At 70.1% G+C, this 15,788-nt stretch carries 12 protein-coding genes; 5 read left to right on the forward strand and 7 right to left on the reverse strand.

Translation table 11 applies throughout. The annotated features are described in order from the left end of the window. Nucleotides 1-21 precede the first annotated feature (21 nt). Entirely contained in the window at nucleotides 22-252 is a 231-nt protein-coding gene (locus tag HEP73_RS19745) for a hypothetical protein (RefSeq protein ID WP_185821240.1), read from the forward strand. Nucleotides 253-282: 30 nt separating this feature from the next. Here the strand turns inward: HEP73_RS19745 and HEP73_RS19750 are convergent, their stop codons facing one another. The 6 genes from HEP73_RS19750 to HEP73_RS19775 form a co-directional block, all read right to left on the reverse strand. Further along, nucleotides 283-1,569: a ComEC/Rec2 family competence protein gene (locus HEP73_RS19750; RefSeq protein ID WP_255423572.1), complete on the reverse strand. Its 1,287-nt coding sequence runs from the start codon at nucleotides 1,567-1,569 to the stop codon at nucleotides 283-285. A 104-nt stretch (nucleotides 1,570-1,673) separates the two neighbouring features. Further along, nucleotides 1,674-4,508, reverse strand: coding sequence for a TonB-dependent receptor domain-containing protein (locus tag HEP73_RS19755; protein ID WP_221899361.1), 2,835 nt, complete (start codon nucleotides 4,506-4,508; stop codon nucleotides 1,674-1,676). 190 nt (nucleotides 4,509-4,698) lie between these two features. Further along, entirely contained in the window at nucleotides 4,699-5,706 is a 1,008-nt protein-coding gene (locus tag HEP73_RS19760) for a FecR family protein (RefSeq protein ID WP_185821243.1), read from the reverse strand. Then, complete coding sequence (locus HEP73_RS19765; RefSeq protein ID WP_185821244.1) at nucleotides 5,703-6,281, reverse strand: RNA polymerase sigma factor; 579 nt, start codon at nucleotides 6,279-6,281, stop codon at nucleotides 5,703-5,705. The genes HEP73_RS19760 and HEP73_RS19765 overlap by 4 nt, the downstream gene beginning before the upstream one ends. Nucleotides 6,282-6,456: 175 nt before the next feature. Then, nucleotides 6,457-8,106 carry a chaperonin GroEL gene (gene groL / locus HEP73_RS19770; protein WP_185814197.1) on the reverse strand — a complete coding sequence of 550 codons (1,650 nt, stop codon included), beginning with the start codon at nucleotides 8,104-8,106 and terminating at the stop codon, nucleotides 6,457-6,459. Between the two features lie 137 nt (nucleotides 8,107-8,243). Beyond that, nucleotides 8,244-8,531 carry a co-chaperone GroES gene (locus tag HEP73_RS19775; RefSeq protein WP_003470504.1) on the reverse strand — a complete coding sequence of 96 codons (288 nt, stop codon included), beginning with the start codon at nucleotides 8,529-8,531 and terminating at the stop codon, nucleotides 8,244-8,246. A 274-nt stretch (nucleotides 8,532-8,805) separates the two neighbouring features. Here HEP73_RS19775 and HEP73_RS19780 point away from each other — a divergent pair, with 274 nt between their 5' ends. The 4 genes from HEP73_RS19780 to HEP73_RS19795 all read left to right on the forward strand — a co-directional run bounded on the left by HEP73_RS19780 (nucleotide 8,806) and on the right by HEP73_RS19795 (nucleotide 14,116). Beyond that, on the forward strand, nucleotides 8,806-10,575 hold the full coding sequence (locus HEP73_RS19780) for an endonuclease (RefSeq protein ID WP_185821245.1): 1,770 nt from the start codon (nucleotides 8,806-8,808) through the stop codon (nucleotides 10,573-10,575). Between the two features lie 352 nt (nucleotides 10,576-10,927). Further along, nucleotides 10,928-11,260 (forward strand): divalent-cation tolerance protein CutA, encoded by a 333-nt coding sequence (cutA, locus tag HEP73_RS19785; protein WP_185821246.1) that lies wholly within the window; start codon nucleotides 10,928-10,930, stop codon nucleotides 11,258-11,260. Between the two features lie 4 nt (nucleotides 11,261-11,264). Beyond that, the gene (locus HEP73_RS19790; RefSeq protein WP_185821247.1) at nucleotides 11,265-13,550 is read left to right on the forward strand and encodes a protein-disulfide reductase DsbD family protein; all 2,286 of its coding nucleotides are present in this window, start codon (nucleotides 11,265-11,267) and stop codon (nucleotides 13,548-13,550) included. After that, nucleotides 13,547-14,116: a TlpA family protein disulfide reductase gene (locus HEP73_RS19795; protein ID WP_185821248.1), complete on the forward strand. Its 570-nt coding sequence runs from the start codon at nucleotides 13,547-13,549 to the stop codon at nucleotides 14,114-14,116. The genes HEP73_RS19790 and HEP73_RS19795 overlap by 4 nt, the downstream gene beginning before the upstream one ends. Before the next feature lie 125 nt (nucleotides 14,117-14,241). Here the strand turns inward: HEP73_RS19795 and HEP73_RS19800 are convergent, their stop codons facing one another. After that, a complete protein-coding gene (locus tag HEP73_RS19800) occupies nucleotides 14,242-15,639 on the reverse strand; it encodes an FAD/NAD(P)-binding protein (protein ID WP_185821249.1) in 1,398 nt (465 codons plus the stop codon). Nucleotides 15,640-15,788 lie beyond the last annotated feature (149 nt).

The raw sequence follows: 15,788 nt of genomic DNA on the forward strand, positions 1-15,788 counted from the left end.
GAATACATTGCAGGACACGCCTTGCTGCGGACGTCCGGCCATCGATGCAAGACCTATTGCGGTACGGCGCAGGCAGCGGTGCCGGCCTCGCGCTTCGTCAACCGCGGCAAGGCCGGATGCGGCCGCGTCCAGGCGAGCGATGCCGCGCTGGCGCCCTTTTTTCTGCCGGGCATTTGCAGCTTTTGCAGCGAGGCTTGGCGATCTCGGGCAATCGAGCCGACCGGCGCTGAAGGCAATGCTTGTCGCGGCTGAAGCCGCATGCACACGGCATCGTCTCTGCCGCTAGCCGCCCACCGCCTCGCGCCGGCCGCTGGCATACGGGCCGTGCACGGCCAGCACGCGATCGGATTCGTCACTGTTATCCAGCACCACGATGCGGTACCGCGCGCCGCCCGGCTCGACCCGCACCACCACGTGCCCGTTGAGGCTGGTCATCTCGCGCACGCGCTTGTTGGCGATGATGTTCTCCGGCTTCATCGCGGTGGCGTAGATATCGCGCGGGCCGGGATACAGGCGCTGGCTGAGCATGTTCTCCAGCGGCGTGATCGACGGATGCGCCGAATCGTTACTCAGGATCACGAAGGCGCGCGGGCGCAGCGCACGCACGCACGCCGGCCCCATCGCATCGGCGTACGCATGGTGGTTGGCGACGGCCACGTCGACCGGCCCGGCGATCTGCGCCGCTGGCGTTTCCACGTCGCGCCAAGGGTCGTCGCCGTAGTAGTTGGTGGTATTGCTGACGTCGCCACCGCTGTAGTACTTGAACGCGCCGTAGTCCATGCGCAACGCCAGCGAGCACTGGTTCTCGGTCGGCACCGCTCCGGGCGGAAACAGGTTGCGGGTGCGTTCGCCCTCGCCGGTCCACACTTCGCCGTTGACCATCAGGTTGCGCACGGCGAAGCCGGGATATGCGGCGGGCCTACGGCGCAGCCGCAGCTGATCGCCCGCCCCCGCGCGGAAACGCTCGACCGCTGCGCCGCGTGCGCGCTCGGCCTGGATGAAGGCGCGGTAGTTGAGCTGGTTCGGGTCGTCCAGCGGTGCGGGAAAGTCGTAGTCGGGAAAGCCGCGATCCAGGTAGCGGCGGATCGGCACGATCTGCGCCACGTCGATCAGGCCGGTCAGTGCGTACTTGCCGTTGCTGGCCATCGGCGTGTCCGGCAGGCGCTCGCCCATGTGGTCGCGGTGGAAATGGGTCAGCACGAAATCGTCGATCTCGTGGCGGCCGGCCTGCGCCAGGTGGCGTCGCACGTAGCGCCCCACCCATTCGCCGGCGCGCCGCGAGTCGTTGGGCAGCTCGTCGATCAGGTATTTGTCCAGGCCGTCGATCGCGCCGGCGTCGATCATCATCGAGGTGCCGTCCGGGCACACGATCAGGGTGGCGTTGCCGCGGCCGGTGCCGATGTGGTGGATGTCGAGCATGCCGGGCGTCCAGCCGCTCAGCGGCTCGCGCAGCCGGTCGGCGGATGCGGCCGCCGCGGCGGAAGCCTGCGCCCAGGCAGGCATCGGCAGCATGCCCGCGGCAAGCGTGGTGCCAAGGCCGCCGAGGAAGCGGCGGCGGGTGATATTCATGGAATGCATGCGTGTGTCCTTTGGGCGGAACCGGAGGCCGGTACGACGCGTTGCCGTGCCTGCGCCGTCGGCGCTGGCGCACGCACAGCATCGCTAGCGACGCGCTACCAGGCCCACTGCAGCGAGGCGACGTAGCTGCGGCCGAAGATCGGCCGCCCGACCGTGGCGTCGGCCTGCACCAGATCGCCGGACACGCCCGGCGCGCGCGCATTGCCTTCGGTCAGGCCGTGCGAATCGGTCACGTTGGTGCACAGCAGCTGCGCGCTGAAGTTGGCGTCCAGCTGCAGGTGCACGCCGACATCGAGCGTTCGGTAGGCCGGCAGCACGCTGGCGTTGGTGAAGTCCTGGAAGCGCCGGCCGATGCCGAACCAGGTGGCATAGACGCGTGTCTCCACCTCGCCGGCCTGGAAGCGATAGCTCGGCTGCAACGACCAGCTGTACTTGGGCACGCGCGGGATCTCGTTGTCGACCAGGCTGGCGCCGGACAGGCCGCTGAAGGTGTCGGCACCGCTGATGCGCGGATCCTGCACGGTGACCGAGCCGGCGATCTCGAACGCGTCGGTCGGCCGCCAGGTGCCTTCCAGCTCCACGCCCTTGGTGCGCGTGTCGAGCATCAGCGGCACGTTGACCAGCAGGCCGCTGGCATTGGCGACATAGGTGCTGGAATTGAGGTTCTTGAAGTCGCTGTAGAACCCGATCAGCACCAGGTCCAGCGGCCGCGAACCGTACTTCAGGCCGATCTCCGCCTGGCGGATCGGCGTCACCGGCGTGGCGCTGCCGTCGGGCATGCGCCCGCCGACGCCGTTCACCACATTGCCCCATTGCTCGCTCAGGCGCGGGAAACTGAAGCTCTCGGTGTAGCGCGCGAATGCATTGAACGGTTCGGAAAATTTGTAGGACGTGCCCAGCGTCCACGAGGTGCCGGCCATGTTCTTCTGGTAGGGCACGCTGCCGACCAGACCAGTGATGCTGCGTGCGGCAAGCGGGCCGCTGCTGGCGATGGTCTGGGTGCCGATCACGCCACGGTTGCCTTCCTCGCGGCGCCACACCCGGCGCAGGCCGGCATCCACTTCCCAGGCATCGGCCAGCTTCCAGGTATCGGCCGCGTACAGCGCGGTGGCGGTGCCGTGGCTGTCGCCGATCAGGTCGCCGCTGCCATAGGACGTGAAGCCGTTCTCGGTGACGTTGCCGAGCACCTGCCCGCCGGCGTTCAAGGCCTGGATGTCGAGCGCGTCGGGATTAGTCTTGACGTCGGTCAGCAGCGCATTGCCGAGCTGCTGTTGCTGCAGGTCGAAACGGCTGAAGCTCAGCCCCAGCGACACGTCGTGGCTGCCGCCGCCGGCGGTATCGAACAGCCGGCCCAGGCGCAGGTCGTTGACGAAGTCGCTGTAGTGGGTCTGCGTGCTCGACCAGGTGTTGATCATGGTCAGCCCGGCGGTGGAGGCCGGATCGAACGGCGTGTTGGTCCCGGCCAGCACGTAGCGCAGCGCCGCGGTGCCCGGGAACGCGGCGCGCGCGGCGGCCAGGCGGCCGCTCAGGGTACTGGCCGCATCCACCGCAGACCCGTTGAGCAGCGCATTGAAGCCAACGTCGCCATCGACGTAGCGGGCCTTGTCGCTGAGCCGCCAGCCGTTGGCGAACTCGGTCTCGCCGCCCACGGTCAGGGTGCGCGTGACCGGATGCACGCCATCGGCCAGGTCGCGCGTCTGCACGCGGTTGCCGCCCTTGCCGTCCAGCGTGCGGATGCTGACGTTGCGGAAGCTGTCGCTGTTGAGCGTGCCGGTGGACGGGTCGATCAGGTCGCCGAGCGAATCGCCGTTGCGTGGATCGGCCAGCGGGATCGCGCTGTAGAACACCCCGCGGTCGTTGAGGTATTTGAAGTCGGCGAAGATCTTGCCGAAGTCGAACTTGTAGGTGCCGCCGAGCTTGATCTGGCCGCCCTGGTTGCCGTTGCCGAAGCCCGGATCGCGCAGGCCGTCGCTCTGTCGGTAGAAGCCGCTGACCGCATACAGCAGATTGTCGTTGCCCTTGACCGGCCCGGAGGCGGTGGCGTCCATGCGGCCCAGCGCGTTCGACCCGCCGGTCAGCTTTACCGCGCCCTTGGGGATGTCGGTGCCGTGGTTGGTGATGAAGTTGAGCACGCCGCCGGAGGCGTTGTTGCTGTAGATCGGCGCGGTCCCGCCGCGCACGACTTCCGCGCCGGTGGTGCCCAGGTCCAGCCGGTACACCTCGTCGATCTGCAGCTGGCGCTCGTAGTTGGACTCGAACAGCGGCAGGCCGTCCTCGAGCACGTCGAGCAGGCGGAAACCCGACCACGGCAGACCGCGGATCACCACGTTCTCGCCGCCGGCCTCGCCACCGGAATTCTCCACGGTGACGCCGGGCACCGAGCGCAGCATGTCGACCATGCTGCGCGGCGCCTGGCGCGCGATCGCTTCGGCGCCGATCGTGGAAATGGCGTACGGGGCGAGGAACTTCGGCTGCTGGGTGGCGGTGCCGGTGACCACGATCTGGTCCAGGTCGATCGCTTCGGCCGCGGCCGGCGCCGCACTCGCCTGTGCTGCGTCGGCGTCGGCATTGGCATCGGCGCTGGCGGACTGCACGATCACCGTGTCCCCGTCCAGGCGGAAGCCCAGGTCGGTGCCGCGCAGCAGGTGCGCCAGCGCTTGCCGTGCATCGCCGGCGACGCTGCAGCCGGGGCTGCGCTTGCCGCGCAGCAGGCTCGGGTCGGCGATCACCTGCAGGCCGGTGGCGCGCGAGAACGCATTCAGGGTGTCGCCCAGATCGCCGGGCGGCAGCACCGCCGCGGCGCCGGACGCGGCAGCCGGGGCGGGCTGTGCGGCGAGCGGCGCCGCCGCCACGGCGACCGCAAGTGCCACGGCCAACGCGGTGACCGGAGGGAAGCGGGAAGAACAACGGAACGGGATACGGGGCGGCATGAGCGTCGTCTGTCTGGTTGCCAACGTGGCGTGGCGAACATCCAAGACGACGCACAGCGACGATCCTGACAAGCAATCGCCATGAAATTTTTATGACGCGTCGCAATGCGGGTTGCGACCGACGTCTTATCCCGGAAATTCGCTGCCTACCTGGGAGCGGCACCGCCCGCGGCAGCAAGCGTAGCGGCGTCTACTGGTGAACGGCGGTGTCGCCGGTCAGCGTGATGCCCGTTGCCGTGCGCTGGATCCGCAGCGGATACAGCCGTGCCAGGTGCGCCAGGGTCTGCTCCGGCTGGTCCAGGCGGAAGCGCCCGGACACCTGCAGCGCGCCCACCGCCGGATCGGCGATGGCGATCGACTGCGGCGAGCGGCGGTTGAGCCGTTCCACCAGCCGCGACAGCGGGATGCCGGCGGTCTGCAGCCAGCCTTCGCGCCAGTCGCCGGCGTCCGGGTCGAAGCGGGCCAGCGCGCCCAGGCCATCGCCCACGGCGTCGATGCGCATGCCCTGGGCCAGCACCTGGCGTGCGCCGCGGCTGACGATCTCCACCCGTCCCGAGTACACCGACAGCTCGCTGGTGGCGCCATCGCGCGCAAGGTTGAACACGGTCCCCAGCACCCGCACTCGGGCCGTGCCCAGGGCGACCTCGAACGGGCGCCGCGCGTCGTGGGCGACGTCGAAGAACACTTCGCCGGCTTCCAGCGCAACCTCGCGCCGGTGCGCACGCAGCTGCACGCGCACGCGGCTGGCGCCGTTGAGGGTGAGCACGCTGCCGTCGTCGAGCGTGAGCACGCGCACCTGTCCCGGCGCGGTGGCGGCCAGCAGCGGCGCCGGGTCCGGACGCAGCCATGGCCACGCCAGCACGGCCAGCAACGCCAGGCTGGCGGCCAGCGCCACCGCCGCCGGCCAGCGCCGCCGGCGCCGTGGCGGCGCCGCCGCGGGTCCCGATGCGGAGGCGGACAGCACCCGCGGCATCGCGGCCGGCGTATCGAAACCGGCCAGCGCCTCCAGCAAGGCCGCATCGTGCGCCAGCGCCCACAGCGCATCGAACGCGGCGCGATGCGCCGGATCGGCGGCCAGCCAGCGCTGCAGGCCGGGCGGATCGGCGCCGTCGCCGGCAAGCTTGCGTGCCACCCAGTCCGCGGCGTCGCAGGGAGCCTGTGCGCGATCGCCGGGGGGCAAGGCCGAATCCCGGCTCATGCGTCGTCGTCCTGCGCCGGGCCGCGCTGCGCAGCGCGCGCCGCGGCGCCCGCGGCAACGGCCGGCGGCCGCGTGGCATCGGTCCGCGCCACCGCCTCCTGCAGCCAGCGCAGCCCGCGGCTGACGTGCTTTTCCACCGCGCCCTCGCTCAGGCCCAGCGCCTCGGCGATCTCGCGATAGCTCTGCCCGCGCACCCGGCAACGCACGAACACCTCGCGGCGCAGTGGCGGCATGCCCTGCAGCGCGCGGGCGAAGCTCTCCACGCGCTCGCGCTGCATCGCCGCCTCCTCCACGCCCACGGCCGGGCTGGGCACGTCGTCGCTGATCGATTCGGTGCGTTGGCGCTGGCGCCGGCGCAGATGGTCGTTGAGCAGGTTGAGCGCGATGGAGCGGGCCAGCGCCGCCATATCGGTGACCACATGCTCGCGCGCGTACACGACCAGGCGCAGGAAGGTCTCCTGCACCAAGTCCTCGGCCAGCGACCAGTCGCCGGTGCGCCGGAACAAAAACCGATGCAACGCCGGCCGGTGCTGGTCCAGCCGATGCTGATCGAGGTGGCAGACCGGTGTGACCATGGCTTCCCATGCATGGCGATGCGTGCGCAGCTTATAGCGCATCGGCATGCAACCGGCATGACCTGTGCGGCGCTGTCCCTGCGCCGGCGCCACGCAAGCGCACAAAAAAAGAGCCCCGCATCGCTGCGGGGCTCCTTTCGATTGCGTACTGCAGGTCGGCTTGCGCCGGTGCGGATCAGAAATCCATACCGCCCATGCCACCCATGCCGCCGCCCATACCACCGCCACCGCCGGCCGGCTCGTCCTTCTTCGGCGCTTCGGCCACCATCGCTTCGGTGGTGATCATCAGGCCGGCGATCGACGCGGCGTTCTGCAGCGCCGAACGGGTCACCTTGGTCGGATCCAGGATGCCGAACTCGACCATGTCGCCGAACTCGCCGTTGGCGGCGTTGTAGCCGAAGTTGCCGGTGCCTTCCTTGACCCGGTTCAGGATCACCGACGGCTCTTCACCGGCGTTGGTGACGATCTCGCGCAGCGGCGCTTCCATCGCGCGCAGCGCGATCTGGATGCCGTGGGTCTGATCTTCGTTGGCGCCCTTCAGCTCGCCGATCGCGGTCAGCGCGCGCACCAGGGCCACACCGCCGCCCGGGACCACGCCTTCTTCCACGGCCGCACGGGTCGCGTGCAGGGCGTCTTCGACGCGCGCCTTCTTTTCCTTCATCTCGATCTCGGTCGAAGCACCGACCTTGATCACCGCCACGCCGCCGGCCAGCTTGGCCACGCGCTCCTGCAGCTTCTCGCGGTCGTAGTCCGAAGAGGTCTCTTCGATCTGCGCCTTGATCTGCTTGATGCGCGACTCGATCGCCGAGCTGTCGCCAGCGCCGTCGATGATGGTGGTGTTCTCCTTGGAGACCTGCACCTTCTTGGCGCGGCCCAGGTCCTTGATGGTCGCCTTCTCCAGCGCCAGGCCCACTTCCTCGGAGATCACGGTGCCGCCGGTCAGGGTGGCCATGTCTTCCAGCATCGCCTTGCGACGATCGCCGAAGCCCGGCGCCTTGACCGCGACGACCTTGACGATGCCGCGGATGGTGTTGACCACCAGGGTCGCCAGCGCTTCGCCTTCGACTTCCTCAGCCACGATCAGCAGCGGCTTGCCCGACTTGGCCACGCCTTCCAGCACCGGCAGCAGGTCGCGCACGTTGGAGATCTTCTTGTCGTGCAGCAGGATGAACGGGTCGTCCAGGTCGGCCGACTGGCTCTGCTGGTTGTTGATGAAGTACGGCGACAGGTAGCCGCGGTCGAACTGCATGCCCTCGACCACGTCCAGCTCGTTGTCCAGGCCCGAGCCTTCTTCAACGGTGATGACGCCTTCCTTGCCGACCTTCTTCATCGCGTCGGCGATGATTTGACCGATCGACTCGTCGGAGTTGGCCGAGATGGTGCCGACCTGGGCGATCGCCTTGTCGTCGGCGGTGGGCTTGCTGATCTTCTTCAGCTCGACCACGGCGGCCTTGACGGCCTGGTCGATGCCGCGCTTGAGGTCCATCGGGTTCATGCCGGCGGCGACCGCCTTGGAACCTTCGCGGATCAGCGCCTGCGCCAGCACGGTGGCGGTGGTGGTGCCGTCGCCGGCGTTGTCGGAGGTCTTGGACGCGACTTCCTTCACCATCTGCGCGCCCATGTTCTCGAACTTGTCGGCCAGTTCGATTTCCTTGGCGACGGAAACGCCGTCCTTGGTGATGGTCGGCGCGCCGAAGCTCTTCTCGAGCACGACGTTGCGGCCCTTCGGGCCCAGGGTGGCCTTGACGGCATTGGCGAGAATGTTGACGCCGCGCACCATGCGCGAACGAGCGTCTTCACCGAAACGGATATCTTTGGCAGCCATGTGTGTAACTCCGGGATTCGTGATTGGGGATTAGGGATTGGCCAAGAGCGGAATTCGGGGGAGACCCGGGACCGCGCCGCGGCGAGCGCAGCGCGAATCCCGAATCCCCACTCCCGAATCCCGCGATCGGCGGCGTTTTAGCCGACGATCGCGAGGATGTCGTCTTCGCGCAGCACCTTGTACTCGACGCCTTCGGCCTTGTAGCTGGAGCCGGCGTACTGGCCGTAGATGACCTTGTCGCCGACCTTGACCGCCGGAGCGCGGACGCTGCCGTTGTCCAGCGGCTTGCCGCTGCCGATGGCGACGATCTCGCCCTTGGTGGACTTTTCCTTGGCCGAATCCGGGATCACGATGCCGCCGGCGGAAATTTCATCGGCTTCGATCGGCTTGACTACGACGCGGTCGTGAAGCGGCTTGATGCTCATTGAGAGAGACCCTCTTAAGTGATTGATTGGTCTAGGAAAGGCTGGCGATGTTAGCACTCGCATGTGACGACTGCCAGCAACGCTCGCGAAAAAACCCGGTACTCCGGGATGCGCAAGATGTGGTGCTGGCCGGCGCCCTTTCAAGGGCTGACGGCAAAAAAATTTCGCTTCGGCGCCCGTCCGGCCGCGGAACTGGTACCCGGATTCCGCAACGCTGTCACAGGGGCAGGCTAGGCTCGCAGACCCAGGGGGGACCATCCAAAAGGAGTTGTCGATGAAGCCATCCGCCGTTGCCTTACCTCTCGCCTGTCTGCTGGCCCTGGCCGGCCACGCCCAGGCCGCCGTATTCATCAATGAATTGCACTACGACGATGCCACCGCCGCCGGCGATACCGGCGAGGGCGTGGAGATCGTCGCCACCGCCGGCGAGAGCCTGAGCGGCTACAAGGTCTACCTGTACAACGGCAGCAACCCCGGCGCCGCCGCCGTCTATGCCACGACCTCGGTGCCGGCCGGCAGCCTGGTCACCTGCGGCGGGCAGGTGCGCATCGCCACCGTCGGCTATGCCAGCAACGGCGTGCAGAACGGCCCCAACGACGGCGTGGCGCTGGTCGATGGCAGCGGCCAGGTGGTGCAGTTCCTCAGCTACGAGGGCGCGATCACCGGCGGCGGCGGCCCGGCGGCCGGCCTGGGCAGCCAGAACCTGCCGGTCAGCGAAAGCAACAGCACCGCTGCCGGCACCTCGCTGCAGCTGCGCGGCAGCAACGGCAGCGCCGCGGCCGACTTCAGCTGGGCCGGCAGTTCGGCCAGCAGCTTCGGTGCCTGCAACAGCGGCCAGACCTTCAGCGGCGGCAGCAGCAATACCGCCCCCTCGGTGACCGCGACCACGCCGGCGCAAGGCGCCAGCAACTTCCCCGCCGCCGGCGACCTGGCGGTGACCTTCAGCGAAGCGGTGACCCTGGCCAGCGGCGCGTTCGGGCTGAGCTGCAGCCAGTCCGGCACGGTGGCGCTGAGCTACCCGAGCAGCGGCAGCCAGTTCGCGATCTCCACCAACACCGCCCTGGCCGCCGGCGAAAGCTGCAGCCTGAGCATCCTCGCCGCGCGCGTCAGCGACGCCGGCGGCGCGCACCCGGCGCAGGACAGCAGCATCGCCTTCAGCGTCGCCAGCGGCAGCGGCGGCGGTACCGGCGGCTACTACTCGCGGGTCAACACCTCCAACGCCAGCCAGTTGCGCTGCTCGCTGCACGAGACGATCAAGGGCCACACCGTCTACCCGTACAGCAGCAGCTCCGGCACCAGCACCTGGACCATCCTGGAGATCGCCGACGAGGACCCGAACAACAGCGGGCGCATCCTCGACGCCTACCGCAACCGCAGCTACGCCAAGGTCACCGACCGCGCCGGCAGCGGCAGCGGGCTGAAGTACAACCGCGAGCACAGCTGGCCGAACTCGCTGGGCTTCGGCACCGCCAGCGGCGACAAGGGCCTGCCCTACGCGCCGTACACCGACACGCACATGCTGTACCTGACCGACTCCACCTGGAACGCCGACCGCGGCAACAAGCCGTACGCGAACTGCGACAGCAACTGCGGCGAGCGCATCACCGAGGCCAACGCCGGCTTCGGCGGCGGCAGCGGCAGCTACCCGGGCAACTCCAACTGGGTGCGCACCCCGGACGGCAACGGCGGCAGCTTCGAAGTGTGGAACCACCGCAAGGGCGACATGGCGCGCGCGGTCATGTACATGGCGATCCGCTACGAAGGCGGCACCGACGCGGCCACCGGGCAGTCCGAGCCGGACCTGGAACTGACCGACGACCGCAGCAAGATCGTGCAGACCTCGGCCTCGCCGGCCTACATGGGCCTGCTGTCGACGCTGATCGCGTGGAGCCAGCAGGATCCGCCGGACGACGCCGAGCGTGCCCGCAACGAAGTGGTGTACAGCTTCCAGGGCAACCGCAATCCGTTCATCGACCACCCGGAGTGGGCGACCTCCTCGCTGTTCACCTCGGCCAAGCCGGCGACCTGCCAGCTGCTCAACTGAGCCGGATCTCCGGCGCGCCGACGGCGGCGCGCCGGAGCATCCAGCGCGCGATCCGGGTGGCCTCGGGCCATCCGGCATCGCTCGCGCATGCAGTGGGCGCTCGGCGGTAGCTGGGCATCGCCACCGTGCGAACGCCGGCGCAGTCGCGCCCCTGTTTTCCTACTCGCCCCCCTGCATCGCCGCCAGGCTGGCATGCATGTCCCGCGACGCTTCGGTTCGCTGCAGGACGGCCTTGCGCCATGACCAACCCGCGCCACCCCGCACAGGCCTGCAACCGCACGCCCGCGGGCGCGCACTCATGCCCGAACCAGGCCCGGCAAAGCCCTGCCGGCGTCCCTATACTGTCGGCCGCATGTCTTCGCCCCCACTCCGTTTGCTGTTCAGCACCTGCCCCGATCCGGCCAGCGCCGCACGGATCGCCCAGGTCTTGGTCGAAGAACGGTTGGCCGCGTGCGTGAGCCGCCTGCCCGGCGTGCACGCCACCTATCGCTGGCAGGATGCCGTGGAGCAGGCCGAGGAAGTGCTGCTGCTGATCAAGACCGCCGCCGACCGCATCCCCGCGCTGCAACAGCGGCTGTGCGAACTGCACCCCTTCGACGTCCCCGAACTGATCGAGGTCGAGGTCGCCGGCGGCCTGCCCGCCTACCTGCAGTGGGTGTACGCCGAAACCCGTGAGGAACCGTAAGCCGATGACCGTGCTGCACCGTATCGCCGCCCTGTGCCTGCTGGCCCTGGCCGCCTTCCCCGCCCTGGCGATCAGCGAAAAGGATCTGCTGCCGGTCGATCAGGCCTTCGTGCTGAGCGCGCAGGCGCCCGAGCGCGGCCGCATCGAGCTGCACTGGAAGATCGCCGACGGCTATTACCTGTACCGGCACCGGATCGCGGTGCGGGTGCTGAGCGGCTTCAAGGCCAACCCGACCGTGCAGCTGCCGGCCGGGCACAAGAAGACCGACCCGTACTTCGGTGAGGTGGAAACCTACCGCGGCGAATTGAACGCGGTGCAGAGCGGCGTGGCCGATGCCACCACGACCAGCCTGCAGGTGGAGGTGCGCTACCAGGGCTGCGCCGACGCCGGCGTGTGCTATCCGCCGCAGAAGCGCGTGCTCACCGTGGCGCTGCCGGCGGCCGAGGCCGGTGCGGCGACGACCGCGTCCTCGCCGCTGCCGGGCAGCGCGCCGGGCGCGGCCGGCCCGGCCGCCAAACCGTTGTTCGGCGCCGGTGCCGGCGCCGTGCAAGGCCTGCCGCTGCCGTCGGACCAGGCGTTCGGCTTCGAAGCCATCGTCGGCGACGGCAACACCCTGCTGCTGCGCTTCACCCCGGCACCGGGCTATTACCTGTATCGCGACCGCACCGCGCTGGCGCTGGAAGGCGCGACCGGCATCCGCACCGGCATGCCGCACTGGCCGCAGGGCCGCTCGCACCAGGACGAGCACTTCGGCAACGTGGTGGTGTATTTCGACCAGACCGAGGTCAGCGTGCCGCTGCAGCGGCAGCGCGCCGATGCCGCCGACGCGACCCTGGTCGCCACCTTCCAGGGCTGCCAGACCGACGGCATCTGCTATCCGCCGATGACCCGGCGGGTGAAGCTGTCGCTGCCCAAGGGCAAGCTCAGCCCAACCGACCAGGCCGAAGTGACGCCGCTGCTGGTGACGCCGCTGGACAGCCGCCAGGCCGACGCCAGCGCCGCGGCGGCCGACGCGGCCACGCCGGTGACCGCGCCCGACGCGGCGAGCGTGCCCGACGCCTCGGTGCACAACGCCGCGCGCAGCACCGCGCCCGCGGCCGAGCCGCAGAACCTGCTGTGGGTGTTGCTGGCGGCGCTGGGCGGCGGCCTGATCCTGAACCTGCTGCCGTGCGTGCTGCCGATCCTGTCGCTGAAGGTGCTGGGCCTGGCGCACAGCGGCGAAAGCCATGCGCGCGCCCGCAGCCATGCGCTGTGGTACACGCTGGGCGTGCTGGCGTCCTTCGCCGTGGTCGGCGGCATCGCCGTGGCCGCGCATCTGCTGTGGGGCTTCCAGCTGCAGCGCCCGGGCTTCGTCGCGGTGCTGGCCTACCTGATGTTCGCGATGGGCCTGAGCCTGTCCGGCGTGTTCACGCTCAGCGCCAACCTCGGCGGGCTCGGCCAGTCGCTGTCCTCGCGCAGCGGCCCGGTCGGCGACTTCTCCACCGGCGTGCTGGCCTGCGTGGTCTCCAGCGCCTGCGTCGGCCCGTTCATGGGCCTGGCGCTGGGCTATGCGTTCGCCGCGCCGCCGGCGATCGGCATGCTGGTGTTCCTGACCATGGGCCTGGGCCTGGCGCTGCCGTTCCTGCTGGTCGGCTTCATCCCCTCGCTGGCCAAGCGCCTGCCCAAGCCCGGCCCGTGGATGGAGACGCTCAAGCAGGTGCTGGCGTTCCCGATGTACCTGACCGCGATCTGGCTGCTGTGGGTGCTGGGCAAGCAGCGCGGCGTGGATGCGGTGGCGCTGCTGCTGGTCGGCGCCACGCTGCTGGCGCTGGGCCTGTGGTGGATCGAGCGCGCGCGCTGGCGCAGCCACACGCTCGGCTTGCGCCTGGCCTCGCTGCTGGTGCTGCTGGCGCTGCTGCCGGTGTGGGGCGTGACCCGGCTGGCGCCGCCCAGCGTGACCGCAGAGCGCAACACCGTGGCCTTCTCGCCGGAGATGCTGGACCGGCTGCGTACCGACAACCGCGTGGTGTTCGTCAACATGACCGCCGACTGGTGCGTGACCTGCAAGGCCAACGAACGCAACGTGCTCGGCAGCGACGCCTTCCGCGACACGCTCAAGCGGGTCGACGCGGTGTACATGAAGGGCGACTGGACCAACGAGGACGCGCGCATCAGCGCCTTCCTGGCCGAACACAAGGCGGTGGGCGTGCCGCTGTACGTGGTCTACGGCCCGGGCGCACCGCCGACCGTGCTGCCGCCGGTGCTGAGCCAGGCGGTGGCCGAAGACGCCCTGCTGCGCGCGGCGCGATGAACGCCACGCCGCCGCGCCTGCTCGCGGTGGCGGCGATCGCGGCGGCGCTGGGCATTGCCGCCGCGCAGGTCTGGTGGCGCACGCCGGCGACAGCGCCGTCGGCGCCGGCCACCGGCAACGCGATGCCGGCCGGCGTCGCCGCGGCCCGCCCCGGCGATCCGGCACCGGCGCTGCGCCTGCCCACCCTCGACGGCGGCAGCCTGACCCTGGCCCAGTTCCGCGGCCGCCCCTTGTTGGTCAATGTCTGGGCCAGCTGGTGCGAACCGTGCGTGCGCGAGATGCCGGAACTCGATCGTCTGGCACGCGCGCAGCCGGCCGGCGGCCTGCAGGTGCTCGGCATCGCCCTGGACCGCCCGGAGGACGTGCGTGCGTTCCTGCAGCGGGTGCCGATCGGCTACCCAATCGCGCTGGAAACCCCCGGCCCGGCCGACGCCAGCGTGCGCCTGGGCGACACCCAGGGCCTGCTGCCCTACAGCGTGCTGATCGACGCCAACGGCCGCATCGTGCGGCAGAAGCTGGGGCCGTTCGCACCGGGCGAGGCGGAGCGCTGGGCGCAGTTGCCGTAGGCGCTCTCGTTGTGTACTCGCCCCTGTAGGAGCGGCTTCAGCCGCGACACGAACTTGCCGAAGGTATCTGTCGCGGCTGAAGCCGCTCCTACAGGGATCGGAATCGTCGCCTGGGCCGGCTTGCGCTATACCGCCTGCCGCTGCGCCTTCCTGCCGGCGCCGCCGCCGGCAACCCGCGCCGGCCCCAGCGCCGCCAGTTCCGCGGCCAGAAGTTGCACGCCGGCACGCAATTCCGGCACCGCGGTGATTTCCCACAGGCCGCCGCGCAGCAGCGGTCCCAGGCAGTACAGCCCGGGCACCGGATGGCCGCTGCCGTCGCGCACCTGCAAGCGCGCGTCCACCACCAGACCCAGGCCCAGCGGATCGGGCTGCAGCAGGCCCGCATCGCGCATCGTCGCGACCAGCGGATGGCTGGTGCGGGCGACGTCGGTGTCCAGCCCGGTGGCGCGGATCAGCACGTCGAAGTCTTCGGTGCGCGCGCTGTTGCTGGCGCGGTCGCGGATCACCGCCTCCACCGCGTTCTCGCCCAGCCGCGCACGCAGCAGGCGCCCGGCGCGGATGCGCAACTGGCCCTGCTGCTGCATCTGCGCCAGCGCCGTGGCCGCGGCCGGCGCCAGCCGATGCCGCGCCGCTTCCCAGTACGGGCGCAGATGGCGCAGGAAACGCGCGCGCGCCGCCGGCGCCAGGCCTTGCCAGAACGGCTGCAGATGCGGACGCAGCGCATCGACCACGCAGCGCCAGTCCTCCACCACCGTGGTCAGTTGGCGCAGGCTGCGCACCAGGCCGGTGAGGTCGTGGTTGCGCAGCGCCTGCGCCACGCTCGGCGGCAGCGTCACCGGCGCGCCCGGCTGGGCCAGATGTGCCTGCGGCGCCAGGCCGCGCCGCGACAATGCGGTGATCGGACCGCGATGGCCGCGACGGCGCAGGGTCAGCGCGACATCGGCCATGGTCAGGCCGGTGCCGACCAGCAACAGCCGCGCCTGCGGCGGCACCTCGTCCAGCACCCCGTCCTGCCACGGCCAGCCGATGTAGCGCCGGTGCACCGCCAGCCGCGGGCCGATGCCGGGCAGCGCCGCCGGCGGCAGCGCGCCGATCGCCAGCACCACCACGTCGCTGACCACATCCGCGCCGTTGGCCAGGAAGATGCGGAAGCCGTCCGGCCCGCGTTCCACCGCCACCGCCTCTTCGCTGACCCGCGCCACTTCCACCGCCGAGGCGGCCAGCGCCGCGTCCAGGTGCTGCTCCAGGTAACGGCCGTAGCGCAGCCGCGGCAGGAATTCCAGGCGCTGCGCGGCGTCGAGCTGCAAGGCGTCGGCGAAGCCGCCCGGATCCTGCGGGTCCACGCCCAGGTCCTTGGCGCGCACGTTCAACAGATGCTCCGGCCGCGCCGCGCCATAGGCGATGCCGCGGCCGAAGGTGTCGGCCACGCCGATCAATGTCAGCCGGCTGGCCGTTCCCTGCCTGGCCAGGGCCGCGGCCAGCAGGTTGCCGCAGAATCCTGCGCCGATGATCGCAATTCGCATGGCTGACACTCGTGGCCGGTCGGGGCGTCCTTTGTGCCCGGGATGCCGGCCGCGGGTGTAAATCGCCGGTTAATGCGCGGCATATGGCGCATGCCGATCGGGAATCAGCAGATGCGTTTGTTCCATAAGCGGCGTGCGCCGGACCTTGG

This window comes from Xanthomonas sp. GW (genome assembly GCF_014236815.1).
Lineage (GTDB): Bacteria > Pseudomonadota > Gammaproteobacteria > Xanthomonadales > Xanthomonadaceae > Xanthomonas_A.

Bases quoted from the DNA above. Each gene is read 5' to 3' on its own strand.
- HEP73_RS19775 (WP_003470504.1), bottom strand. From the start codon at position 8,531: ATGAGCATCAAGCCGCTTCACGACCGCGTCGTAGTCAAGCCGATCGAA.
- HEP73_RS19750 (WP_255423572.1), bottom strand. From the start codon at position 1,569: ATGAATATCACCCGCCGCCGCTTCCTCGGCGGCCTTGGCACCACGCTT.
- HEP73_RS19795 (WP_185821248.1), top strand. From the start codon at position 13,547: ATGAACGCCACGCCGCCGCGCCTGCTCGCGGTGGCGGCGATCGCGGCG.
- HEP73_RS19755 (WP_221899361.1), bottom strand. From the start codon at position 4,508: ATGCCGCCCCGTATCCCGTTCCGTTGTTCTTCCCGCTTCCCTCCGGTC.
- groL (WP_185814197.1), bottom strand. From the start codon at position 8,106: ATGGCTGCCAAAGATATCCGTTTCGGTGAAGACGCTCGTTCGCGCATG.
- HEP73_RS19765 (WP_185821244.1), bottom strand. From the start codon at position 6,281: ATGGTCACACCGGTCTGCCACCTCGATCAGCATCGGCTGGACCAGCAC.
- HEP73_RS19760 (WP_185821243.1), bottom strand. From the start codon at position 5,706: ATGAGCCGGGATTCGGCCTTGCCCCCCGGCGATCGCGCACAGGCTCCC.
- HEP73_RS19780 (WP_185821245.1), top strand. From the start codon at position 8,806: ATGAAGCCATCCGCCGTTGCCTTACCTCTCGCCTGTCTGCTGGCCCTG.
- cutA (WP_185821246.1), top strand. From the start codon at position 10,928: ATGTCTTCGCCCCCACTCCGTTTGCTGTTCAGCACCTGCCCCGATCCG.
- HEP73_RS19790 (WP_185821247.1), top strand. From the start codon at position 11,265: ATGACCGTGCTGCACCGTATCGCCGCCCTGTGCCTGCTGGCCCTGGCC.
- HEP73_RS19800 (WP_185821249.1), bottom strand. From the start codon at position 15,639: ATGCGAATTGCGATCATCGGCGCAGGATTCTGCGGCAACCTGCTGGCC.